20 protein-coding genes are annotated in these 23,675 nt (G+C 43.7%); 14 read left to right on the top strand and 6 right to left on the bottom strand.

Annotated features, from left to right (window positions below):
- Window positions 1-145: 145 nt before the first annotated feature.
- Both FLL45_RS21440 and FLL45_RS21435 read left to right on the top strand, forming a co-directional pair.
- Window positions 146-553, top strand: a complete 408-nt coding sequence (locus tag FLL45_RS21440) for a GFA family protein (protein WP_142944113.1) — start codon at window positions 146-148, stop codon at window positions 551-553.
- A gap of 106 nt (window positions 554-659) precedes the next feature.
- A complete protein-coding gene (locus tag FLL45_RS21435) occupies window positions 660-1,703 on the top strand; it encodes a zinc-dependent alcohol dehydrogenase family protein (RefSeq protein ID WP_142944112.1) in 1,044 nt (347 codons plus the stop codon).
- A 2-nt stretch (window positions 1,704-1,705) separates the two neighbouring features.
- Here FLL45_RS21435 and recN read toward each other — a convergent pair whose 3' ends face one another.
- Together recN and FLL45_RS21425 are read right to left on the bottom strand one after the other, a co-directional pair.
- On the bottom strand, window positions 1,706-3,367 hold the full coding sequence (recN, locus tag FLL45_RS21430; RefSeq protein WP_142944111.1) for a DNA repair protein RecN: 1,662 nt from the start codon (window positions 3,365-3,367) through the stop codon (window positions 1,706-1,708).
- 102 nt (window positions 3,368-3,469) lie between these two features.
- Window positions 3,470-4,354 (bottom strand): NAD(+) kinase, encoded by an 885-nt coding sequence (locus FLL45_RS21425; RefSeq protein WP_142944110.1) that lies wholly within the window; start codon window positions 4,352-4,354, stop codon window positions 3,470-3,472.
- A gap of 278 nt (window positions 4,355-4,632) precedes the next feature.
- On the opposite strand from FLL45_RS21425, the gene hrcA reads away from it, so the two are divergent.
- The 4 genes from hrcA to dnaJ all read left to right on the top strand — a co-directional run bounded on the left by hrcA (window position 4,633) and on the right by dnaJ (window position 9,840).
- A complete protein-coding gene (gene hrcA / locus FLL45_RS21420) occupies window positions 4,633-5,679 on the top strand; it encodes a heat-inducible transcriptional repressor HrcA (RefSeq protein ID WP_142944109.1) in 1,047 nt (348 codons plus the stop codon).
- 187 nt (window positions 5,680-5,866) lie between these two features.
- Window positions 5,867-6,469, top strand: a complete 603-nt coding sequence (gene grpE / locus FLL45_RS21415) for a nucleotide exchange factor GrpE (protein ID WP_142944108.1) — start codon at window positions 5,867-5,869, stop codon at window positions 6,467-6,469.
- Between the two features lie 130 nt (window positions 6,470-6,599).
- The gene (dnaK, locus tag FLL45_RS21410; RefSeq protein ID WP_142944107.1) at window positions 6,600-8,540 is read left to right on the top strand and encodes a molecular chaperone DnaK; all 1,941 of its coding nucleotides are present in this window, start codon (window positions 6,600-6,602) and stop codon (window positions 8,538-8,540) included.
- Between the two features lie 163 nt (window positions 8,541-8,703).
- On the top strand, window positions 8,704-9,840 hold the full coding sequence (dnaJ, locus tag FLL45_RS21405) for a molecular chaperone DnaJ (RefSeq protein WP_142944106.1): 1,137 nt from the start codon (window positions 8,704-8,706) through the stop codon (window positions 9,838-9,840).
- Window positions 9,841-9,907: 67 nt separating this feature from the next.
- Here the strand turns inward: dnaJ and FLL45_RS21400 are convergent, their stop codons facing one another.
- Entirely contained in the window at window positions 9,908-10,969 is a 1,062-nt protein-coding gene (locus FLL45_RS21400; protein ID WP_142944105.1) for a sensor domain-containing diguanylate cyclase, read from the bottom strand.
- Between the two features lie 250 nt (window positions 10,970-11,219).
- Here FLL45_RS21400 and FLL45_RS21395 point away from each other — a divergent pair, with 250 nt between their 5' ends.
- Complete coding sequence (locus tag FLL45_RS21395; RefSeq protein WP_185964583.1) at window positions 11,220-11,555, top strand: MarR family winged helix-turn-helix transcriptional regulator; 336 nt, start codon at window positions 11,220-11,222, stop codon at window positions 11,553-11,555.
- Here FLL45_RS21395 and FLL45_RS21390 read toward each other — a convergent pair.
- Window positions 11,552-12,805 carry an MFS transporter gene (locus tag FLL45_RS21390; RefSeq protein WP_142944103.1) on the bottom strand — a complete coding sequence of 418 codons (1,254 nt, stop codon included), beginning with the start codon at window positions 12,803-12,805 and terminating at the stop codon, window positions 11,552-11,554. The two genes, FLL45_RS21395 and FLL45_RS21390, sit on opposite strands and share 4 nt — an antisense overlap.
- Before the next feature lie 390 nt (window positions 12,806-13,195).
- Here FLL45_RS21390 and FLL45_RS21385 point away from each other — a divergent pair, with 390 nt between their 5' ends.
- The 6 genes from FLL45_RS21385 (at window position 13,196) to FLL45_RS21360 (ending at window position 20,810) form a co-directional block, all read left to right on the top strand.
- Complete coding sequence (locus FLL45_RS21385; protein ID WP_142944102.1) at window positions 13,196-14,980, top strand: FAD-dependent oxidoreductase; 1,785 nt, start codon at window positions 13,196-13,198, stop codon at window positions 14,978-14,980.
- A complete protein-coding gene (locus tag FLL45_RS21380; protein ID WP_142944101.1) occupies window positions 14,971-16,830 on the top strand; it encodes a 2-oxoacid:acceptor oxidoreductase subunit alpha in 1,860 nt (619 codons plus the stop codon). The genes FLL45_RS21385 and FLL45_RS21380 overlap by 10 nt, the downstream gene beginning before the upstream one ends.
- Complete coding sequence (locus FLL45_RS21375) at window positions 16,827-17,879, top strand: 2-oxoacid:ferredoxin oxidoreductase subunit beta (RefSeq protein WP_142944100.1); 1,053 nt, start codon at window positions 16,827-16,829, stop codon at window positions 17,877-17,879. Before FLL45_RS21380 ends, FLL45_RS21375 begins: the two co-directional genes overlap by 4 nt.
- Before the next feature lie 78 nt (window positions 17,880-17,957).
- Window positions 17,958-18,749 carry a 4-hydroxy-tetrahydrodipicolinate reductase gene (gene dapB, locus FLL45_RS21370; RefSeq protein WP_142944099.1) on the top strand — a complete coding sequence of 264 codons (792 nt, stop codon included), beginning with the start codon at window positions 17,958-17,960 and terminating at the stop codon, window positions 18,747-18,749.
- A gap of 261 nt (window positions 18,750-19,010) precedes the next feature.
- Window positions 19,011-19,877 carry a substrate-binding periplasmic protein gene (locus FLL45_RS21365; RefSeq protein ID WP_142944098.1) on the top strand — a complete coding sequence of 289 codons (867 nt, stop codon included), beginning with the start codon at window positions 19,011-19,013 and terminating at the stop codon, window positions 19,875-19,877.
- Between the two features lie 87 nt (window positions 19,878-19,964).
- Entirely contained in the window at window positions 19,965-20,810 is an 846-nt protein-coding gene (locus tag FLL45_RS21360; protein WP_142944097.1) for a substrate-binding periplasmic protein, read from the top strand.
- A 38-nt stretch (window positions 20,811-20,848) separates the two neighbouring features.
- Here FLL45_RS21360 and FLL45_RS21355 read toward each other — a convergent pair whose 3' ends face one another.
- Both FLL45_RS21355 and FLL45_RS21350 read right to left on the bottom strand, forming a co-directional pair.
- On the bottom strand, window positions 20,849-21,889 hold the full coding sequence (locus FLL45_RS21355; RefSeq protein WP_142944096.1) for an aldo/keto reductase: 1,041 nt from the start codon (window positions 21,887-21,889) through the stop codon (window positions 20,849-20,851).
- An 81-nt stretch (window positions 21,890-21,970) separates the two neighbouring features.
- Window positions 21,971-22,648 carry a type 1 glutamine amidotransferase domain-containing protein gene (locus FLL45_RS21350; RefSeq protein ID WP_142944095.1) on the bottom strand — a complete coding sequence of 226 codons (678 nt, stop codon included), beginning with the start codon at window positions 22,646-22,648 and terminating at the stop codon, window positions 21,971-21,973.
- A gap of 104 nt (window positions 22,649-22,752) precedes the next feature.
- Between FLL45_RS21350 and FLL45_RS21345 the strand changes: the two genes are divergently transcribed.
- Entirely contained in the window at window positions 22,753-23,664 is a 912-nt protein-coding gene (locus FLL45_RS21345; protein ID WP_142944094.1) for a LysR family transcriptional regulator, read from the top strand.
- Window positions 23,665-23,675 lie beyond the last annotated feature (11 nt).

Genomic DNA, 23,675 nt, shown 5'->3' with positions numbered 1-23,675 from the left:
ACACCAGAATAGACACTAAGGGCGCAACAGCGCCCTTTTTTGATCGCCAGTACATTGAATGTCGACAGATATCGACTAAGCTAAAGATGTTTGGTTGATTTAAATAGGTTGGTTTAAAACCTATTCGTTTGATGTGAAGGTCAAGATGTTAATAAATGGTCAATGTGGGTGTGGAAAGACTCGTTTTAAAGTCGATATGCCACACCCGATGCAGGCTTACCACCCAAGAAGATGTGATTGTGATTTTTGCCTGCCGCGTCAAATTCAGTATATTTCCGATCCTGATGGTATTTTGTTTTTAAAGAAAGGCTACTTAGCTCACACGCTTCAGCAAGGCGATGAGTTGGCGGAATTTATTACCTGTAGCTACTGTGAAGAGGTCATCGCAGTTATCTACAGAGATAGCAAGGAACAAAAAGCCGCGGCAAACGCCACCTTATTGGAAAGTAAGCATGACTTTTCGGAGCCTGAGACAGTCTCTCCAAAGTTGCTCGCTGCCGATGAAAAGATAGCTCGCTGGCACTCGCTATGGTTTGATTTAGTGTTAGAGTAAGCCAAAATAAGGTAAGTTTATTTGTGTCTTAATAGTTATTGGTCATTAATCATTAGTCATCCGGTACCGTCAGTTTAGACAGTCACTCGACGAGCGAGCCAAATAAATGAAAGCGGTTTTATTCGAATCATTTCAATCCCCACCAAAGTTAGTTAACGTCGATGATCCGGCACCCAATAGTCACGGTGCAGTCATTAAAGTCATGGCGACTGGTGTATGCCGGAGTGATTGGCATGGCTGGATGGGGCACGATCCGGAGGTAGTGTTGCCTCATGTACCGGGTCATGAATTTGCAGGAATTATCGAAGCTGTCGGCAAAAGTGTTTCAAACTGGAAAGTGGGTGATAGAGTCGCGATCCCATTTATAGCCGGATGCGGAGAGTGTGCTGAATGTGAGTCGGGAAACCAGCAAGTGTGTGCCCAGCAAACCCAACCTGGGTTTACACATTGGGGTTCCTTTGCAGAATATACTGCTGTTGATCAAGTGGATAGTAATTTGGTGCCATTAGCTGAATCGATTGAATTTGAGACTGCGGCGAGTTTAGGTTGTCGATTTGCTACGGCTTTTCGAGCGGTTGTTAGTCAAGGCCAAGTAAAGCCTGGTGCATGGCTCGCGGTTCATGGTTGTGGCGGTGTGGGGTTGTCAGCGATTATGATTGCTAAGGCGATGCAAGCCAAGGTGATAGCCGTTGATATCTTTGAGGATAGTTTAGATTTAGCGAGGTCTTGTGGTGCTGATTTGACACTTAACGCAAAGAACAATGCTCATGTGGCTGAAGCGCTCAAGTCAATGACAAATGATAGTATCCAAGTGTCGCTCGACGCATTTGGTAGCACAACCACGTGTTTAAACTCAATTCGTTGTTTGAAAGCGCGAGGCAAGCATATTCAAGTGGGGCTAATGGTTGATAAGGATAGCCAGCCACAAATTCCGATGGGTTTAGTATTAGCGAAGGAGCTGGAAATCATCGGTAGTCATGGTATGCCGGCCCCGGATTACGCGCAAATGATGAAGATGATTTTCCAAGAGCAGCTCAAACCCCAGTCACTGATAAAACACAGATTATCACTAAGTGATGGGATTGCCGCACTGACTAGAATGGATCAGTTTGACGCAAAAGGGGTCACAATCATCAATTCGTTCGAATAACCCTACTGAGCAAGCATTTCCCTGGCGTGCGAACGGGTTTTGTCGGATATCACGAGTCCGCCAAGCATACGAGCAATCTCCTCTACTCTCTGGTTATCGTCCAATTTTTCAACCCGAGTGGAGGTTGAGTCAACCAGCTTGGTTTTACTGGCAACAAGGTGATGGTTGCCGCACGATGCTACTTGGGGCTGATGAGTCACGCAAATAACCTGACGTTGGCTGGCAAGTTGCCGCAATAAAATTCCAACAGTTTCTGCTGTTCCACCACCGATGCCGACATCGACTTCGTCAAAAATGATACTTGGGACGAGTTGTTGTTCTGCGGTAATAACTGCGATTGCGAGACTGATCCGAGACAGTTCACCGCCTGATGCCACTTTACTAAGCGGTTGGAGTGGCTGACCAGGATTCGCCGAGACAACAAACTCGGCTTGCTCGAGACCTGATGATGGGTACTGGTTTTCAATCGGGGTTAATTCAATCGCTAACTGGCCGCCTTCCATCGCCAGGCCTTGGATTTTTTCGGAAACAAATCCCTGGAGTTTCTTTGCTGTTTTTTGGCGACTTTGCGTCAACTTATTCGCCTTGTCCAAATAGCTACTGATAGCTGCTTGATAATCCGCTTCGATTTGTTCGAGTTCACTATCGTCTGCGTGTAATTGCTGAAGCTCATCGGTTAAAGTCGCAAAGTGCTCTGGTAGTTGCTCAATTGAGACATGATGCTTGCGCGCAAGATCATGAAAGGTCGCCAGTTGATCATCGAGTTGTTGGAGTTTTTCAGGATCACACTCCAAGCCATCTCGGTAAACGGCTAAATCTTGTTTGGCTTCTTGGAGTAACGCTTCGCTCTGTAGCAATATAGACTCAATATTTTCAAGATTAGGGTCTAGCGCTTTTAATTGGCTAATTTGCTCAGTTGCGCGTGCAAGAGACGCGATAACCGAGCCATTTTCATCTTCGCTTAGCCACTGCATACCCGTCTGTGCGAGCACTAATCTATCTTGACTGGTGGCGGCTTTTTTATGTTCGGCTTCTAAATTTTCAAGCACCGATTTTTCGGGATTTGCATTCGTTAACTCTTCGACTTGATAAGCGAGTAGTTCTCGTTTTGCGTCTCGGGCCTGCTTCGCTTCGGTTAACTCAGTTCTTCGCTTTTCAATCTGCTTAATTGCCTGGGCTGCTTGTCTTACGTTATCCAATAAGCGTTGGTGATCCGCGTATCGGTCGAGTAAGTTAAGCTGTTCTTTTGGTTTTAAGAGAGTTTGGTGGGCGTGTTGACCGTGAATATCAACGAGCAAACTCCCTAATGCTTTTAACTGAGACTGAGTGGCGCTGCGCCCATTAATAAAGCACTTAGTACGACCCTCTTTGACCACAACTCGGCGAAGTATGCACTCGCCATCCTCTTCAAGTTCATTGTCAATTAACCATTGAGTGGCAGCGTCAGACTCGTGCAAATCAAAAATAGCAGTCACTTCGGCATGTTTGGCGTTAGGGTAAATAACACTCTGCTCTGCTCGTTCACCAAGGGTTAAACCGAGCGCATCAATAACGATCGATTTGCCAGCGCCAGTTTCACCTGTGATCACAGTCATCCCTTGAGACCAATCCAGATCGAGGGATTGAATAATCGCAAAGTTGCGGATTTCGATTCGGCTTAACATTGTTTAAGTGGTTTTATCTAGTTATATAAGTAGTTGTTTGGTTTTTGAGCATTGTAGCTAACTTAAACAGGATTTAATAGAATAAATTGATTCTCGAATGAACTAAAGCTTCTGCCCCCAATTAAGCTTACTTCGTAATACCTCAAAATAGTCATAGTCCAACGGATGGACCAAACGCATTTCAATCGGGTATTGCTTAATTCGAATTCTATCGCCAGGCTGGAGAGATATAATGACTTGGCCATCACAACTGAGCTGCGGGGTATGCGGGTTGGCCTCAGAAATGACAAGGTCAATAATGCGCTTGCGATTGGCAGTAATAGGGCGACTTGTCAGTGTATGCGGACACATTGGTACGAGTACCACTGAGTCTGTTTCGGGAGCCATAATGGGGCCACCACCCGATAAGGAATAAGCGGTAGAGCCGGTCGGCGTTGATACTATCAAACCATCGCTTCGCTGACTGTAAACAAACTGCTTGTCCATATATAGCTCAAAGGAAATCATGCGCGCAATTTCACCGGGATATAAAACGACGTCATTGACAGCGCACGATGAGCCAATAATCTCTTCGCCTCGATAGACTTCGGCATGCAGTAGGAACCGATCTTCTAATGTGTATTCGCCTTCAAGAATTGGCGGGATACGGGTGTCAATCTCAGTGGGCCTGATATCGGTTAAAAAGCCTAAATGCCCTCGGTTAATTCCCAATAGCGGAATTCGACTATCAACCAAAGCTCGAGCAGTCTTAAGCATACTGCCGTCGCCACCGACTACTATCACCAAGTCACAGACTTCACCCAATGATTCAAAAGCAACTTCATTGATGCCATCAATAACGATTTCTTCATGGTGGCGTCTCGGCATAAATACAGCCTTACCATCAGCAATTAACTGTTTACCTAAAGCGGCAACAGTCTCCATCGCCGCTTGGCTGCCGGGTTTGCCTGTGATTCCGATTTTATGGAATGAAGTAAGTTTTGACATCTTTGTTGTCCAACCCTTGAAAATAGGATTCCAAGGTCGCATATTGAAGTTATTGTCGAATTGAGCCTTATCATCAATGGTTTTTTGTTAATTATCAAGGCACTATTCAATAATTGAAGGATATAAAGGAAGTCTCCGAGTTCGCTTAGTCGTTGATTCCACATCGATAACTAAGCCAAGCAACTCCAGTAATGACAGTTAAAGGAATTTATGACAGTTTAAAGACCCTATAACAGTCAATGAGCAAACTGACCGGCTGATGGTGTGCTGAGTATTCTATGAAAGATCGCGATCTCATTTTAATGAAGTCCTTGATTGAGTCTTATGTTCAAGAGGGCAACCCTATCGGTTCAAAGGCTTTGCTCAAGAACTCTCATTTGTCGGTGAGCCCTGCCACTGTCAGAAATATTATGGCGGATCTTGAAAGGCAAGGGTTGCTCCTGTCACCGCATACTTCTGCGGGAAGAATCCCAACCACCCAAGGATTGAGAATTTTTGTCGATCAATTGGTGCAAATCCGCGACCCACGCCGCGATATGATTGAGAAAGTAAAGTCGACACTTAATCCGACACAAGAAGTGCCTACTCTGCTCAGTAACGCCTCCAGCGTCCTTTCTGAGATGACTAAAATGGCCAGTCTTGTCCAGATTCCGAGTAAACCTTTCCAACGAGTCCAGCACATCGATTTTGTGCCATTGTCAGAAAACCGGATCTTGGTCGTGCTTGTTCTGCAAGACGATGAAATACAAAATCGAGTCATTCAGGTCGACAGAGGCTTTAGTCGCGACGAGTTAGTGATTATGGCTAATTTTCTTAACCATCATATGGCGGGTAAAGACCTCAATACGGCGCGGGAAGAGTTACTCAACCAGATGATTACCGAAAAACAGCAATTGGATGATCTCACCCGGCAGGCTATTTTAATGGCTGAAAAAGGACTGGATGCTAAATCCAATGCTGAAACGGTTAGTGATGCATTCCATTTGTCAGGGCAGACCAACTTGGTTTCAATGGCCTCTCACGGACAACTCGAGAACTTAGAACGGATATTTCAAGCATTTAAACAGAAGCAGCAAATTCTCAATATTTTAGAGCGTTCTTTAGCTGCTGATGGGGTGAAGATTTTTATCGGTGAAGAGAGTGGTAATCAAAACTTTGAAGACTGCTCGATCGTCACTGCGCCCTACAAAATTGAGGGAGAGCCTGTTGGAGTTCTGGCCGTCGTCGGACCCACTCGGATGCATTACGAGCGTGTAATACCGATCGTTGATATCACCGCAAAGCTGCTTTCTTCGGCTATCACACAGAAATCCATAGCGGAATAATAAAAATATCCCTATTTTTTTAGTGAGAATTGTCTTTTCTTGCTTGAATCCCTTCAACTAGCCCCCATATTCACTGCAAATCGTCGAATATTGGTCTAAAAATAAGCATTTAGCGATGGTTTAACCAATGTCGAACCAACTATTTCATGATTAAGTTAGAAAAGTAATACGCTTAGGAGCCGTAGTGATGAGTAATAATGAGGAACTTCAAAATACTGAAGACCAAGTTTCTGGGGATACTCAAGAACAAGCTGAGCAGTCAGCTGCAGCCGAACAGGAGTTATCATTTGAAGAGCAAACCGAAAAACTAGCTGCAGAATTAGAGCAAGCGCTTCAGGAAGCCGAAAATCACAAAGATGTTGCAATCCGAGCAAAAGCAGAATCAGAAAATATTCGTCGTCGCGCTGAGCGTGAGATCACTAATGCGAGTAAGTTTGCGTTAGAGCGTTTTGCACGAGAAATTCTAGCGGTTGTCGATAGTCTCGAAAAAGCGCTTGAATTACCAGTTGAGCACGATGCGCAAAAATCCATGCGCGAGGGAATAGAGCTGACTTATAAATTGCTAGTGGATACTTTAAACAAATTTAACATTGAACAAATTGCACCGTTGGGCGATGCGTTTGATCCTGGCTTACATGAAGCAATGGTCATGCAGGAAAGCGATGAGCACGAACCAAATAGCGTTATGCATGTGATCCAAATGGGCTACTCGCTGAATGGTCGTTTGATCCGACCAGCACGGGTCATTGTGGCAAAAGGCAAATCCCCGCAGATTGATGAAAAAGCGTAATATTTGCTAACAAATTACTTGAATTCATAAATAGCGACCCCAGATAAGGGGCATCAGAAGATTGAAATTAAGCTTGTTTTGATTTCCAGCGTTAAGACGCGAAACAAAACAACCAATGTGGAGAAATAACATGGGTAAAATTATTGGCATCGATTTAGGAACAACCAACTCTTGTGTGGCTGTTCTTGATGGTAAAGATACTCGCGTCATCGAAAATGCAGAAGGCGCAAGAACAACTCCTTCGATTGTTGCTTACACAGATGAAGGTGAAATTTTAGTGGGCCAGTCTGCCAAGCGTCAGGCGGTTACTAATCCTAACAACACACTTTTTGCGATTAAGCGTTTGATTGGTCGTCAATTCAAAGATGATGTTGTGCAAAAAGATATTAAAATGGTTCCTTACACTATCTCAGCGGCTGACAATGGTGATGCTTGGGTAGAAGTGAAAGGCGAAAAAATTGCACCACCTGCAGTGAGTGCTGAAGTCTTGAAAAAGATGAAGAAAACGGCAGAAGATTTCTTAGGTGAAACGGTAACAGAAGCCGTTATCACGGTTCCTGCATACTTCAATGACTCTCAACGTCAAGCGACTAAAGATGCTGGTCGAATTGCCGGTCTAGATGTTAAGCGAATCATTAATGAGCCAACAGCTGCTGCACTTGCCTATGGATTAGACAAAGGTAAAGGCGACAAGACTATCGCAGTTTATGACTTGGGTGGTGGTACTTTCGATATTTCTATCATCGAAATTGCTGAGGTCGAAGGCGAGCACACTTTCGAAGTGTTAGCGACTAACGGTGATACTTTCCTTGGTGGTGAAGATTTCGATATGCGCGTTATCGAGTACTTGGCTGAAGAGTTCAAGAAAGAAAGCGGTATCGATTTACACAATGACCCATTAGCGCTTCAACGTTTAAAAGAAGCGGGTGAAAAAGCCAAAGTTGAGTTGTCTTCTAGCCAACAAACTGACGTTAACTTACCTTACATCACTGCTGATGCTTCTGGTCCAAAACACTTAAACGTTAAATTAACTCGCGCTAAATTAGAGTCGCTAGTTGAAGATTTAGTTGAGCGTTCAATGGAGCCAGTTAAAACGGCAATCAAAGATGCTGGACTGAATGTTTCTGACATCGACGATGTAATTTTAGTTGGTGGCCAAACACGTATGCCTAAGGTTCAAGAAGCAGTAACAGAATTTTTTGGCAAAGAGCCACGTAAAGACGTTAACCCTGATGAAGCGGTTGCCATGGGCGCGGCAATTCAAGGTGCGGTTCTCGCTGGTGATGTAACTGACGTATTATTACTAGACGTTACTCCACTATCGCTTGGTATCGAAACCATGGGTGGCGTAATGACTAACTTGATTGACAAGAATACAACCATTCCTACTAAAGCGAACCAAGTATTCTCAACGGCAGAAGATAACCAAACTGCAGTAACCGTTCATGTTCTTCAAGGTGAGCGTAAAATGGCTGCGCAGAACAAATCTTTAGGTAAGTTTGACCTACAAGATATTCCACCTGCAGCACGTGGTATGCCTCAAATCGAAGTCACTTTTGATATTGATGCAAACGGTATCTTAAACGTATCAGCGAAAGATAAAGCTACTGGTAAAGAGCAATCAATTGTGATCAAAGCATCTTCTGGTTTGTCTGATGAAGAAATCGAACAAATGGTACGTGACGCGGAAGCGCATGCCGAAGAAGATAAGAAGTTCCAAGAGTTAATCGAAGCGCGTAACCAAGCTGATGGCTTAATCCACGCGACTAAGAAAACCATGGAAGAAGATAACGTGACTTTTGAAGATGGTGAAAAAGAAGCCATTGAAGCAGCAATCAAAGATTTGGAAGAAGCAATTAAAGGCGATGAAAAAGCGGCGATTGATGCAAAAACTGAAGCGTTAACTAAAGCATCACAAAAAATGGCTGAGCGTATGTACGCAGCCGCGCAAGCACAAGCCGGACAAGCGCAACCGGAAGCTGGTCCTGCAGAAGGTGCTGCAGAGCCAAACGCTGCTGGTGATGACGTTGTTGATGCTGAGTTTGAAGAAGTCAAAGACGACAAGAAGTAAATTTGAAGTCGGTCAATAAAGCCGGCTAACAAAATGGATTGTAGCCGCGCGGGGACCAAACCCCGCGTTGCTATTTCTGAAATAAGCACATAAATAACGCGTCTGCGATGGGCGCGAATAATTAACGCAAATTTAAGTGCAAGAAACTAGTGGTAACCCGAGTATGTCTAAACGAGACTATTACGAAGTGTTAGGTGTCGACAAAGGCGCCAGTGAGCAAGACTTGAAAAAAGCTTACCGGCGTTTAGCGATGAAGTATCACCCTGACCGTAATCCCGACTCAAAAGAAGCGGAAGAAAAATTTAAAGAAGCCAAAGAGGCTTATGAAGTTTTAAATGATTCCCAAAAACGTCAAGCCTATGATCAGTTTGGTCATGCTGGGGTTGATCCGAGTCAAGGCGGATTCCATGGTGCGCAAGGTGGAGAAAGCTTTAGTGATATCTTTGGCGATGTCTTTGGTGATATTTTCGGCGGTGGCGCTCGTGGCGGTGGTCGGCAACGTCAAAGACGTGGTGCCGATCTTCAATACAATCTCGAGCTGACCCTTGAAGAAGCCGTCAAAGGCGTCAAGAAGACTATCAAAATACCAACCTATGTCGATTGCGGTACTTGTGATGGAAGCGGTGCTAAAGCCGGTTCTAAGGCGACAACTTGTAATACGTGTAATGGTGCTGGCCAAGTGCGTATGCAACAGGGCTTTTTCTCAGTCCAACAGACTTGCCCAAGTTGTCACGGCCAGGGAACAGTTATTCAAGATCCCTGCAATACTTGTTCAGGACAAGGTCGAGTTCGCAAAGAAAAAACCTTGTCGGTCAAGATCCCTGCTGGCGTCGATACCGGCGATAGAATTCGCTTAACCGGTGAAGGCGAAGCCGGTGGACCGGGAGCGGTGGCCGGTGATCTCTATGTACAAGCCCATGTAAAAGCTCACCCAATTTTTGATCGAGATGGTGACAATTTATATTGTGAAATGCCGATTAGTTTTACGACTGCGTGCCTTGGCGGAGAGCTAGAAGTGCCGACCTTGGATGGACGAGTGAAGCTTAAGATCCCTGAGGAAACGCAAACTGGTCGTATGTTCCGCTTAAGAGGCAAAGGAATTCAACCAATGCGCGGTGGGATGCGAGGTGACTTGTTATGTCGAGTGATCATCGAGACACCTGTGAACTTGAATAAAGAGCAAAAGCGTATGCTCAAAGAGTTCGACGATTACCTACAAGGCAGTAAAAAACAACATTCACCAAAGTCAACAAGTTGGTGGGATGATGTCAAAAATTTCTGGGATGAAATGACCAATTAGTTTTCCTAAACTAGAGAACAAGTGTTCTAAAAAGGCAGCAAGCAAGCTGCCTTTTTTTCGTCTCGTATTAGCGGGGCTCATTATTACTGAGTTGCTTTGCGGTTTTTATACAGTTCCGACCTGCATGTTTTGCCAGATAAAGTGCTTTGTCGGCTTGTTTGATAAGCTCGCTGGTACCTAGATTACTTGGTGTATTGTTACAAGAAATTCCGAAACTACAGGTGATCGAAAATGAGGAATCTTCAACTGAAATTTTATGTTGAGCTAGCTTTTTTTGAATTCGCTCGGCGACTCTGGTGCCGTTCTTCAGATCCGAATTTGGTAGTACGATAACAAACTCTTCGCCGCCGTATCGCGCAACCCAATCAAACTCATTTCGTACAGCCAGTGTAACTAAATGAACAAATTCTCTTAGAATGGCATCGCCCACAACATGGCCATGGTGATCGTTAATTTGTTTAAAGTGATCGATATCGGCAAAGATTAAACATAACGGATAATTTAAACGATTACTTCGATTGAGTTCGCTGTTCAGGTTGCTGTCTAAATATAATCGATTAAAGCAGCCGGTTAGTGGATCAGTTTGTGATAAAGCTTCAACTTTTCGGTTGAGCTTTATCATATTACGAGTCAGGTGATAACCCATAGTTGCGAAAGTTGAATAATAAAAAATGACGAATGCTCCGCCGACAAGTTGTGCTGCAATACTCGCTGGCTGAAGATCAATCGGTGAAATAAACAAGTGCCAAAGTAAAACCAAACTAAAAAAGGTGGCTAAAGTTGATAGGAGTAATTTAAAAAAGCCAATGAACAATGCATTGGCAACCAGGATGGCGAGCACCAAACCGGCGAAATGATAGGTAGACAATACAATCAAAAAAATCGCGCTAAATATTGCATCGATATGCATGTTGACTAATTCACTTTGTTTGGATTCTTTTGAAAAAAAAGGTGAAAATCTCGCGATGTGCGGCCAACTCAAAGCAAAAAGGATCAGTAACCAGAATTGAGCACTTTTATCGGCTATCTCAAACTCAGCAAATGCAGACAAAACAAATAAACCAGACGCTAGCAGTCTTGGAATGTAGTTATTTTTTAAAATTGGGTGAATTGTCTTGTTAGGATTCATTGCAGCGTAATGCTTTGCGAAAGGGTCACCCTACTAGTGTAGTCGAAGACCTTTATAATTACTGCAGAATATCGCCAGCGACATCAGCATGAGATTTTAAGCATAGTGGATATTGGTATGTATTGACTTAGCTTAATACATACCGATAGACTTATTGATTAGCAATGCTAACTAATTTCTGGCTATGTCTGTAATAAACCAGCTTTTTCGACTTAATCGTTCTATTAACCGGCTTTCCCAAGAGTCTCCTGTGTCAAACGCACGGCTTGAAGTACTCGGACTAATTAATCAACATAACCCGATTACACTCAAACAGCTTTGTGAGATTCAAGGTGTGAGCATGCCGACTATGTCTAAACTGGTGGATGAATTACAAAATGAAGCGCTGGTCATTCGAGCTCAATCGAAAGATGATGCTAGACAGCGATGGATAGTGCCAACTCAAAAAGGTGTACAAACCTACCAATCAGCTCAAAAAATGGCGACCGAATTTTGGACGGCGCATTTGAGTGGTTTGTCAAAAAATGACGTTAAACAAGTCGAGGATGCATTGCAAAAACTCCTCAAAGTACTTAGTCCAAGTTAGTCTGATGTCGATGGCTCGGTTGAATCACTTGGCTTATCTCGGTCTAACTCGGTCTGTTCTGGCGTTTCAAAAGTAAAAACAGAAATAATGATTAACACTGCTGCGACCCAAAGGGTGGTTTCAGCACTAATTAAAGACACCAAGCTACCCAAAATAGCCACCAGGAAGTTGGTCAAACAGAAAAAACTGACCTGCAACCCCATAATTTTACCTTGTCCCAAATGACCAAAGTATTTTGAAAGTAATACCGGGAAGACTAGGTTGATGACTGCGATCACAGCACCGGTTAAGGCGATCGGTAAATACACCCACGGCATTGCGGTAAAAGTGGCGATAATGATTAAAAATCCAAAAAGTATATTGCCGCCGAGCAATGCCGGTTTATCACCAATTGCTTTGGGAATTTTGTCAGCAATTGAAACACTCATCATTATCATTAAGCTGGTGATCGCAACGGTAATCCAGCCAATTTGTTTGCTATCAAACCCATGCGCTTCTACGGTCCATAGTGGATAAAATTCGTAGTATGCGTTTATCCCTAGGGTATAAAGGAAATAGTAAACAAAAAAACGTCGAATGGCGGGTTCTTTGAGTAAAACTGCCGAATGGTTTTGGCTGATTTCTCGCCAAATACTGATATTAGAAGGTTTTTGTGGTGGTTGACTTGGTAAAATAATCATCACCATCAAAGTGGCGAGCAGCATGGCTAACCCAGCAATCACAAAGGCCGTATCGATGCCATAAGGGGCCAAGTAGCCACCCGCTAAAGGGCCGATAAGCCAGCCGGCATAAACTGTTGCATAGACTAAGGACATGGCACGGTGGCGGTCGATATGTGGATGCAACTCAACCGCAATAGCCCTTGCGATGGATATGTTTCCTTCACAAAAGCCGGTTATAAATCGCATCGCGATAAACCCCAAAAAGCTTCCCCAAACAAAAGTCGCTGCGGTCAAAAGATAGCCCACCACGCTTCCCAACAATGTATAAAGTAATATCGGTTTACGGCCATACCTGTCAGATAAAGAGCCGATGATATTACTACCGATTAAGGTTCCGAGCGGGTAGGCGGCGAGCGTGATACCGAGGAGTATTTTAGGATTTAAGCCGAGAAACTGGGTCAGTGGATCCTCGACACCACTGACAAAGTAAGGAGATAGCAATGGGTACGGTAGAGCGATCCCTGCAGTTCCTAAAACAGAAACCAGCATAATCGCAGAGAGGATTGAATGCGCCTTTAATTTGTCCATGGCGAGACTCTAGTTGAAGCCAGCGTTAATAAGCAAGTCAGTCGGCAAATTAAATCATAAGGGAAAGCTTTAAGTACCGTTGTTGGGGGATTCAACAGCGACGAGTAACCTGCTTTTTTAGCGCTAAATTGGTTGTTTTTAAACCAATCGAATAAGAATTTAAGGCCATTGTTCAAAATTCGATTCTTTTTTGTACAAAATTACCATAAAACCACTCAAAAACTCCGTTTATTTCTCGCGCAGAGTGCATAAAATAATCTATGATAGGGCGGTAATTTTGCCACTGCTATCTCAGACAAAATTTATACCAAAGTGGCATTGTAATACGAACGCAAAAATGTCTTGATCAAGACATATCGTTTCCTACTCACAGACTGATGGGGAAGTGGAGTGAAACCAACAGATATAAAAAATCCTGAATACTTTCACAAGGTAGTCGATTGCCAGTATGCCTGTCCTGCACATACACCGGTGCCAGAGTACATTCGGTTGATTGCTGCCGGTCGATATGATGATGCCTACATGATCAACTGGGAATCGAATGTGTTTCCGGGAATATTGGGGCGTGTATGCGATAGACCGTGCGAGCCTGCCTGTCGTCGCGGCCGGGTGGAAGAAGAGCCTGTTGCTATTTGCCGACTCAAACGAGTAGCCGCAGATAATAAATCTGAGATCAAAGACCGGCTACCAGAAATCGCTCCAAAAAATGGTAAGAAAATCGCGTTAGTCGGTGCTGGTCCGGCCTCTTTAACGGTTGCGAGAGATTTAGCACCACTTGGATACGAAATAGAATTATTTGACGAGCAAGATATAGGCGGCGGATTTATGCGCAGTCAAATCCCTTCATTCCGATTGCCAATTGAAGTTCTTGAAGAAGAAGTCAATTACATCCTCGACATGGGAGTTGCCGCCCATTTCAAACATTATGTCGACAGCTTAAAATCCTTGGTTGATAACCAGGAGTATGATGCGATTTTTGTTGGTTCGGGCGCGCCCAATGGTCGAGACCTGGCTAACTTACCTGGCCGTAAAGAAGGTGATGCGAATATCGACCTCGGCATCAATTGGCTCGACAGTGTCGCCTTTGGACATACCAAAAGTATTGGCAAAAAAGTCATTGTTCTGGGCGGTGGTAACACTGCGATGGATTGTTGCCGAACTTCGAAGCGTCTCGGCGGCGACGATGTTCGAGTTGTCGTACGCTCGCCGAAAGCGACGATGAAAGCATCGCCTTGGGAAATTGAAGATGCGGAAAATGAAGATATCCCGATTTACGAAAATCATGTTCCCCACGAGTTTGTTGTTGAGAATGGCAAGCTAGTTGGAATGAAGTTTGAGAAAGTCCGCGCTGAGTATGATGAAAATGGTAAACGCAGCTTGGTACCAACCGGTGAAGATCTAGTTTATATGGAATGCGATCATGTGTTGATTGCAATCGGTCAAGACAATGCGTTCCCCTGGATCGAGCGTGACATTGGTATCGAGTTTGGGAAATGGGATATGCCGGTGGTCGACGAGGTCACTTTTCAATCAACCAACGAAAGAGTATTTTTTGGCGGTGATGCGGCTTTTGGGCCTTCTAATATTATTACCGCCGTCGCACATGGACACCAAGCAGCAGTGTCGATACATCAATTCTGCTCAGGAAACAGCGTCACCAAGCGCTTAGACCCTCAAGTAAATTTGGTTTCTCAAAAAATGGGCTTCCATGAGTGGACTTACGATAATGAAATCGATCATGACAAACGTCATTTAGTGCCACACGTAGATAAAGAAATTGCCCTCAAAAATTTAAAGTTAGAAGTCGAAAAAGGGTTTGACCAAGAGTTAGGTTATCAAGAAGCCATGCGCTGTTTGAACTGTGATGTTCAAACCGTATTTACCGATAACTTGTGCATTGAGTGTGACGCTTGTACGGATATTTGTCCGACTAATTGTATTAACTTCATTGATAATGGTGAAGAAGATGATTTGCGTGGCCGATTACTTGAACCCGCTGATGATCGTTCACAAGATTTATATGTATCCGGTGAATTAAAAACTAATCGGGTAATGGTTAAAGATGAAAATGTTTGCTTGCATTGTGGTCTGTGTGCAGAACGCTGCCCAACAGCAGCTTGGGACATGCAAAAATTCACTTATTCAGTCACTAAGGCGGGCACAGAATGCGCATAGAAGCTGTCAACGATTTTGTTATCCGGTTTGCAAATGTAAATGGAACTGGTTCTGCCAGTGCTAACAACATGTTTTCCAAAGCGGTATTTAGAATGGGGGTGCCTGTAAGCCCCAAAAATATCTTTCCTTCAAACATTCAAGGTTTACCGACTTGGTTTGAGGTTCGTGTTACCGAAAAAGGATTCTTAGGTAGTCGTGGTGATGTGGATTTTGTGGTTGCTATCAACGGTCAAACCATGCGCGAAGATTATGAATCATTAGTGCCCGGCGGCTACTTTATGTATGACTCAACTAAGGCATTGCCGAGAGATTTTAAGCGTGACGATGTTATTGAAATAGGCTTGCCGCTGACTGAATTAGTGATTGAACATTATACCAATCCCCGTCAGCGACAATTATTTAAAAATATCATTTACGTCGGCGCGCTGGCCTATTTGTTCGACATGGAATTTGAAGTGTTAACCAATATGGTCAAAGACCAGTTTGCCAAAAAAGAGAAACTGATTCCGCCGAATATCCAGGCGTTAGAACTGGGCTATAACTATGCCAAAACGCATTATACCGAAACCTGTGGTTTACGTGTTCACCGCCGCGATAACGTTGGTGATTTTATCATGATAGATGGTAATGCCGCGGCAGCGCTTGGGGCGATTTATGGCGGTGCAACCTTTGTTGGGTGGTATCCCATTACGCCATCAACCTCGGTTGTCGAAGCATTTGAAAAGTATGCGAAGAAGTACCGTATTGATCCAGAAACTGGTGAAAATAAATTTGCGATTTTACAAGCGGAGGATGAGTTAGCCGCAATTGGCATGGCGATTGGTGCTAACTGGAATGGCGCGCGTGCTTTTACTGCGACGTCTGGACCTGGTGTGTCTTTGATGAGTGAGTTTTTAGGGCTAGCTTATTTTGCTGAAATTCCGGTGGTGTTGATGGATATTCAACGTAGTGGTCCATCAACAGGAATGCCGACTCGCACCCAGCAGTCGGACATTATTTCTGCGGCTTATGCCTCGCACGGTGATACCAAGCATGTCTTGTTGATTCCTTGTGATCCAGCAGAATGCTTTGAAATGTCAGCAGCAGCTTTTGATCTTGCCGATCATTTGCAAACGCCGGTTATTTTAATGTCAGATTTAGATCTCGGGATGAATGATCACATGAGTCGTCCATTTAAGTGGGACGATGAGCGCAAATATGATCGGGGTAAAGTTTTAACTGCCGAAGATTTAGAGAATATGACCGAGCGATGGGGGCGTTATAGAGATGTCGATGGTGATGGTATCGGCTATCGCACTTATCCTGGAACTCACCCAACAAAAGGTTCTTACTTTACGCGCGGATCATCGCACGATGAATATGCCGCTTATACTGAAGACAGCGGTGCTTATGAAGACAACATGCAACGCTTAGTACTTAAGTGGGAAACGGCCAAGTCGTTGGTCCCCAAACCACAAATTAAATTCCGCGATAAAGACGCTAAGATTGCCGCCATTTTTTATGGGACAACAACCCAAGCCAGTTACGAAGCACTCGATGGGCTGCAAGAAGATGGCATCAAAATTAATACTTGCCGAATAAAATCTTTCCCATTTCATCCCGATATAAAAGATTTTATCGAGCAACACGAGACTATTTTTGTGATTGAACAAAATCGTGATGCACAAATGCGTACTCTTCTTATCAATGAATTTAATGTGGGTACAGAGCGGTTACGCTCAATTTTGAATATTGACGGTATGCCAATTCGTGCCCGCCGAATTAAGCGTAAAATCGAGAGAATGCTCAATGGCGAGCAGGTTAATCCATTCACAACGGCCCACAGCAGTGGTCAAGAGGTGGAAGCATGAGTTACTTAAGATCGAGTTTTCGACACCCACACGCTCAAAAAAATAAACTAGGTTATACCCAGGCTAACTATGAGGGTGCGCTTTCTACGTTATGTGCGGGTTGTGGTCATGATTCTATCAGTAACTCCATTATTAATGCGTGTTTTGAATTATCGTTAGAGCCACATAAAATTGCCAAAATGTCGGGGATCGGCTGTTCCTCAAAGACGCCCGCGTACTTCTTGTCAAATTCACACGGATTTAACTCCGTGCATGGTCGAATGCCTTCAGTCACGACTGGTGCGAATATGGGAAACCGTGATTTGACCTATATTGGCGTATCCGGCGATGGAGATACGGCGTCAATTGGTATGGGACAATTTATGCACCTTGTTCGTCGCAACCTCAATATGGTTTATATCGTGATGAATAATGGTGTTTATGGTTTAACCAAGGGCCAAGACTCGGCGACTGCCGACTTAGGGAGTGCCAGCAAAAAAGGCGTACCGAATATGTATGAGCCAATGGATTTATGTGAATTGGCAATATCCTTGGGTTCTGGTTATGTCGCGCGAAGTTTTTCTGGCGATAAAGATCAGCTAGTACCTTTAATAAAAGGTGCTATTAAGCATAATGGTTTTGCCTTGATTGACTGTATTTCGCCTTGTGTCACGTTTAACAACAATCCGCAGTCAACTAAGAGTTATGAGTGGGTTCGCGATCACAAAGAAGCCACAGGCAAGTTTGACTTAGTGCCGGAAGCGGCAGAGATCCAAGTGCAAAACCCGAACGAGCTCACTGAGAGTATTCAGTTACATGACGGAACGACGCTTAACTTGCATCGCCAACCAGATTCTCTCGATATTACTTGTCGTGAATCTGTTTTATCAGCTTTAGAAGAAGCGAAACAAAACCAGCAGGTTTTGACCGGGTTATTGCATCTCAATACGAACTCAAAAGATACCCATGATATTATTAACACTTCGTCAAAACCGCTCAATCAAATGAGTGAATCAGAGCTCTGTCCAGGGAGTGATATTCTCGAATCAATCAATGCTAGTTTAAGATAAAAACTAGCTTCCAACGACAATTTAACCACCGGTGAATCGGCTTCATCGGTGTATGCTTTATCCTAAAGGATCGTGACAATGAAAACTAAGATCGCTGTCAACGCTGCTTCCGGTAAAATGGGTCAACAAGTGATTCGCCAAGTAACTGCGCATGCGGAGGCTCAATTATCTGCAGCATTTTGCCGTTCATCTCATCGCCTAGTGGGACGCCAAGTTGAGCTCAATCCAATTAACTACACCAGTGATTTATCGGAAGGGTTAGCTCAAAGTAATGTAGTGATTGACTTTAGCTTGCCGCAAGCAACTTTGGGGTTATTACAACAAGCCCATGTCAGCAAAACCCCGGTCTTGATCGGTACAACGGGGTTTAATAATGAGCAAATCGCCCAAATCGAAAATATTGCGAATGAGATTCCCGTGTTATTGGCTCCCAACACCAGTATTGGGGTTAACTCGACGCTTGCCCTTTTATCGCTTGCCGCCAAAATGTTGGGTAAACAAGCTGATATTGAAATTATAGAAGCTCACCACAAACATAAAATTGATGCGCCTTCAGGAACCGCTATCCGCATGGGAGAGACGATTGCAGAGGCAATGGGGGAGAAATTTGAAGACTTGATGACGACTGATAGTCGGTTTGAAAAACGGACTCGAGATAAAGGTGAAATTGGAATGTCCGTGATCCGAGCAGGAGAAATCATCGGTGAGCACCAGGTGATGTTTGCCTTAGATAATGAAATTATTACGATTGAGCACAAGGCACAAAATCGCCACTGTTTTTCTGAAGGGGCCGTTGAAGCCGCTATTTGGTTAGCTAAACAGCCCGCTGGATTTTATTCGATGCAAGATTTTCTCGCTGCGAGGTCGTAATCAAACCGATGATATTTACTGTTGCAAATCGGTTTGGTAACCAGATAGCTGATTACAAACGACAAAAACATTAAATCGTAATCGATAGATAGTGCAGCATAATAAGACTTTATTTCGCGCTAATGCGTCTAGATTAGGCGTATGAACTAAGCGTTATTGATAGTAGTTAAAAATATTTTAAACTTTGATTGAGCAAGCTAAACTTAACTAACATCCAGTTAATACTGTGACTGTATAAACGATGACTGCGTTTGGCAATATATGAAAAAATCGCTAGCAATCTGTCGATATATTAATTTTTGTTTTGTCATTTTTTGTTTTGTACTCTCAATTGAAAGTGCAAAACAGGCTATTGCTTCAGAGCCGCAATCTCAATTCGCGGATTCTACTGCAGATGCTAGCAGTAAAACTCAAGTCCAAGCTAAAGTTTGTATTGATCATTACCCGCCACTTCAAATCGTCAAGGCAAATGGCGTTGTCGAAGGTAAAAACATCGAACTACTGGAATTAATTGCCGAGCGAGTCGGCTTTACTCCCGTATACAAGACGGATATTCCTTTTATTCGTTGCCTTCATTGTATGAGAACCGGAAATTGCGATGTTATGGTCGGTTTGCTAGATGTCGACGATCGCAGTGAGTATATGGATATGTATCAGTATGCAGGTCGTTCCGATAAAATCTTCTATTTAAATGCCGGTTCCACGATTAAGATCAACCGATACGAAGATCTCGAAGGGCTGACTGTTGGTGTCGGCTTGGGCTATCGCTATTTTGAACAGTTTGACAAAGAGGAATCTCTTTTTGAAAAGGTAACTGTGAGCACTCGAGAACAGCTATTTCGTATGTTGCTTTCAAATCGCATTGATACCTTTATTTGCAGTTTGGCTATTTGTGAAAACATTCTTGCGAAAAATCCTCACTGGCAATTTAAAGTTGTCCGAGCAGCTTATAGTTACACGGCAGATAACCCAACGTACTTTGGCTTATCAAAGAAGTCCAAACTAAAAATCGATAAGAATAAGCTGAGCAAAACCATTGAGTCGCTTTACTCAAGTGGCCAAATCGAGCAGATCTACTCACGTCCGACTTTAGATGCAAAGTCAATGAGTGAAAAAGCTCAACCTTGATAAGCTTCAGTCATTTATTTATTCGCTCACGTAAAAGTTGTCTACACTTATTAGCAAGTCATATTTTTATCGTTTAAAGCCACTTTTTTGAAGAAGTTAAGTGTTGTAAAGCTATTTGGGGTCTTGCTCTTTGTCATGCAAGCCTATAATGTATTTGCGAGAGAAGCACCCGCTCCGACCATTAAATTAGCTTCTGAAAAAGCGCTTTTTCCTCAATCGACTCCGATTAAAACGATTTCTAATAAAACCGCCAACCTTGAAGTGATCGCTTGTATTGATCATTATCCGCCTATGCAAATTGTTGCAAAGGATGGCCAAGTATCCGGAAGAAATATTGATCTGTTAACGGTTATTGCAAATCGTGTCGGTTTTTCGATTACTTACAAGGTCGGCATACCTTTCCCTCGCTGTTTGAATTGCATGCGTAGTGGAGACTGTGATTTGATGATCGGTTTATTAGATGTCGACGACAGAAGAGATTATATGGATTTGTTTCTATACTCGGGTAATTCTGATAAAGCGTTTTATATTAATAAAAATGCACCCCATAAGATTGCTCGATATGAAGATCTCAATGGGTTGAGTGTTGGCGTTAATCGCGGTTATCGTTATTTTGAAAAGTTTGATAAAGAGCAATCATTGTTTAAAAAAGTTAACGTGGACTCTCGAGAACAATTATTTAAGATGCTAATGTCCAAGCGGGTCGATACCATAATTTGTAGTGTTGATATTTGTGAATCGTTATTTGCAAAATATCCCCAGTGGCAAGCACACCTCGTGAGAGCTTCCTATACTTTCAGTCAAGAGAACCCGACATTTTTAGGGATTTCAAAAAAATCAAAAGCTATGATCGATAAGGATAAATTTCAATCGGTTGTCGATGAGCTTTATTCAAGTGGCGAGTCGGACCGAATTCTTGATAGCAAGCCTTGATCAAAAGAAGTCTTTTCAAAGCTTGCTATACGATGGCGTTATGACTTCCTCAAAATACGGTGACGAACCTGCTCGCCTTTAACCATTTCTTGAATATGATCGGAAGCAAGAAAATCATGCGGAAAACCAAGCTCAATTTGCGTGAGTTGATTCAACCGGTTGAGTGATTCTTCGCTCAATTTAATCTGGCTTGCTGCAATACTGTCTTCGATCTGGTTGACCTTTCGCGCACCGACCACTGGTATAAATCGATAGCCCTGAGCCATAATCCAAGCGAGAGCAATTTGTGTTGAGCTGACCCCATGGGCATCCGCAATTTCATCAACGACTTTCGCTATTGCCAGCCCTTTAGCCGATGAGCGCCCTTTTTCTTGATTGCCGCTCTGGCGTAAAGAATCATTATCACCAGCGCGAGTATACTTGCCAGTAAGTACCCCACCAGCTAGTGGCGCCCAAGCGGTAATACCTAAATCAAACTGATTGGCCATGGGCAAAAGCTCACGTTCGAGGTCTCGTGTTAGTAAGTTATATTCCGCTTGAATTCCGATGAACTGAGTCCAACCGCGAAGCTCTGCGAGTGTATTCGAAGCACTCACTACCCATGCCGGCGTATCGCTGATTCCAATGTAATTGATCTTACCTTGACTTACTAAGTCGTCGAGCGCACGCATTGTTTCTTGGTAAGGGGTATCATCGTCATAAGCATGAACCCAGAGCAAATCGATATAGTCGGTGTTAAGACGTTTTAAACTCCCTTCAACCGCTCGCATCATGTTTTTGCGTTGATTACCGGATGCATTAGGATCAGTATGATCCATCGATAAAGTGTATTTTGTGGCAACGACCATACGGTCTCGATCATTTTGAAGCCATCGACCAATATATGCTTCGGTTTCACCGTTGTGATATTTGTCCGCGGTATCGATAAAATTTCCACCGGCTGCTTTAAATACGTCCATGATTTGGCGACTGGTTTTCTCGTCAGCGCCAAACCCCCAATCCTGTCCAAAACTCATGGTACCGAGACACAGTTCCGAAACTCTTAACCCAGACTTACCGAGTAGTTTATAGTTAAGCATTGAGTTCTCCTCGAATGTTATTGTCCGAAGGAAACAATGTTCCCTTCGGTACCTATTTGAATGTTCGTCGGTTTGCTCTGACTAGCTGAGTTTGTTTAACAATGCCTCAGCGACGGCTTCAGAGGATGCCGGATTTTGCCCTGTAATGACTAATCCATCGACCACAGCAAGTGGATTCCAATCTTCGGTTTTTTCATATTCCCCGCCTTCTGCGACTAGTGCGTCCTCTAATAAATAGGGGACGATCTCGGTGAGACCAACTGCAGCTTCTTCGCTATTACTAAACCCGGTTACCTTTTTTCCCTTGACTAATGGCTCGCCGTCAACCGTTCTCGCATTAAGTAATACCGCCGGTGCGTGACATACCGCAGCAACAGGCTTTCCTTGTGCAATAAAACTTTCGATTAATTGAATCGAGTGTTGGTTGTCAAATAAATCCCACAGTGGACCGTGACCGCCCGGGTAGAACACGGCATCGTAATCAGCAGCGCTAATGGTCTCGAGTTTAAGGGTACTGGCCAGTTGTTGCTGGGCGTCGTTATCCTGATCAAAACGGCGAGTGGCATCGGTTTGAAAATCTTCGGCGTGGCTTTTGGGATCGAGAGGTGGTTGCCCCCCTAAAGGTGAGGCTAAGGTAACTTCAACCTGGTTGTCGATTAGATGATAGTAAGGACTTGCAAACTCTTCGAGCCAAAAGCCTGTTTTTTCGCCAGTGTCGCCCAGTTGGTCGTGAGAGGTAAGAACGATAAGTACTTTCATTAAATTGCTCCTGATGAATGAATTAACTGTCATCAATTGTATTATTGTTAAAAAACTTCAACTAGATAGTGAAATTTGAACTTATTGTTAGTATATTTTTGACAATGAATGATCCTGTACTGAACGAAATACGCGGTATGACCATTTTTGTAAGAGTGGTAGATGCCGGTTCATTTAGCGAAGCAGCTCGCCGTTTAGGCGCGAGCCGCGCGGTTGTCAGTTACCAGATCAAAAAGTTTGAGACTCAATTGGGCGTGCGGCTTATCAATCGGAGTACGCGGCGCTTAAGTCTGACCGCGGCCGGTAAAGAGTTTTATGATAACTGCCGACGAATTGTTACCGAAGCCGAACAAGCACATCTTAAGCTGAAAAATTTGCAACAAGCTGCCGTTGGCCGAGTCGCGTTGACTTGTCCCGTCAATTTAGGCTTACAATGGGTGGTGCCAGTCATTAATGAGTTTCGCAAGCAGTATCCTAAAATCGCGCTAGATATTCAGTTTTCTGAATCGATTACCAATCTAATTGATGAAAGAATTGATTTAGCGATCCGTGCTGGGCCTTTGCCAGACAGCGAATTGCAAGCGGTTAAATTGGCAAGTATGAAACGCTATCTGTGTGCATCGCCGACTTATATCGAGCAGCAAGGCTTTCCGCGCACGATAGAAGATCTAAACGGTCACCAATGGATAATTTATCGTCGCCAGTCCGCAAAAGTCGTTTTGCGTAAGGGAAACACCATGTACTCGATCGAGATGAATGGTGACATCAGCACTAATAATGCTGCCGCGCGACTCCAATTTGCGCTTGCAGGTCATGGATTAGCCCTCTTACCCCACTACGATGTTAAGTCTCACCTAGAAAGCGGCAAACTGATCGAATTGTTGCCTGAATATTCTTTTGCTTCTTTAGAGTTATTTGCGGTATTTCCTCAAGGGGCGACTGATGCTAAGGCGACGCGCTTGCTATTAGAGTTCTTTAAAAGCCGTCCGCCGGTTAATTTCCGATCGCGAAATTAAAATTCTAAATT

Source organism: Aliikangiella marina, from assembly GCF_007004765.1.
GTDB classification, from domain to species: domain Bacteria; phylum Pseudomonadota; class Gammaproteobacteria; order Enterobacterales; family Kangiellaceae; genus Aliikangiella; species Aliikangiella marina.
Note: the sequence above shows the minus strand (reverse complement) of the source record. Positions and strands in the feature narration are given on the sequence as shown.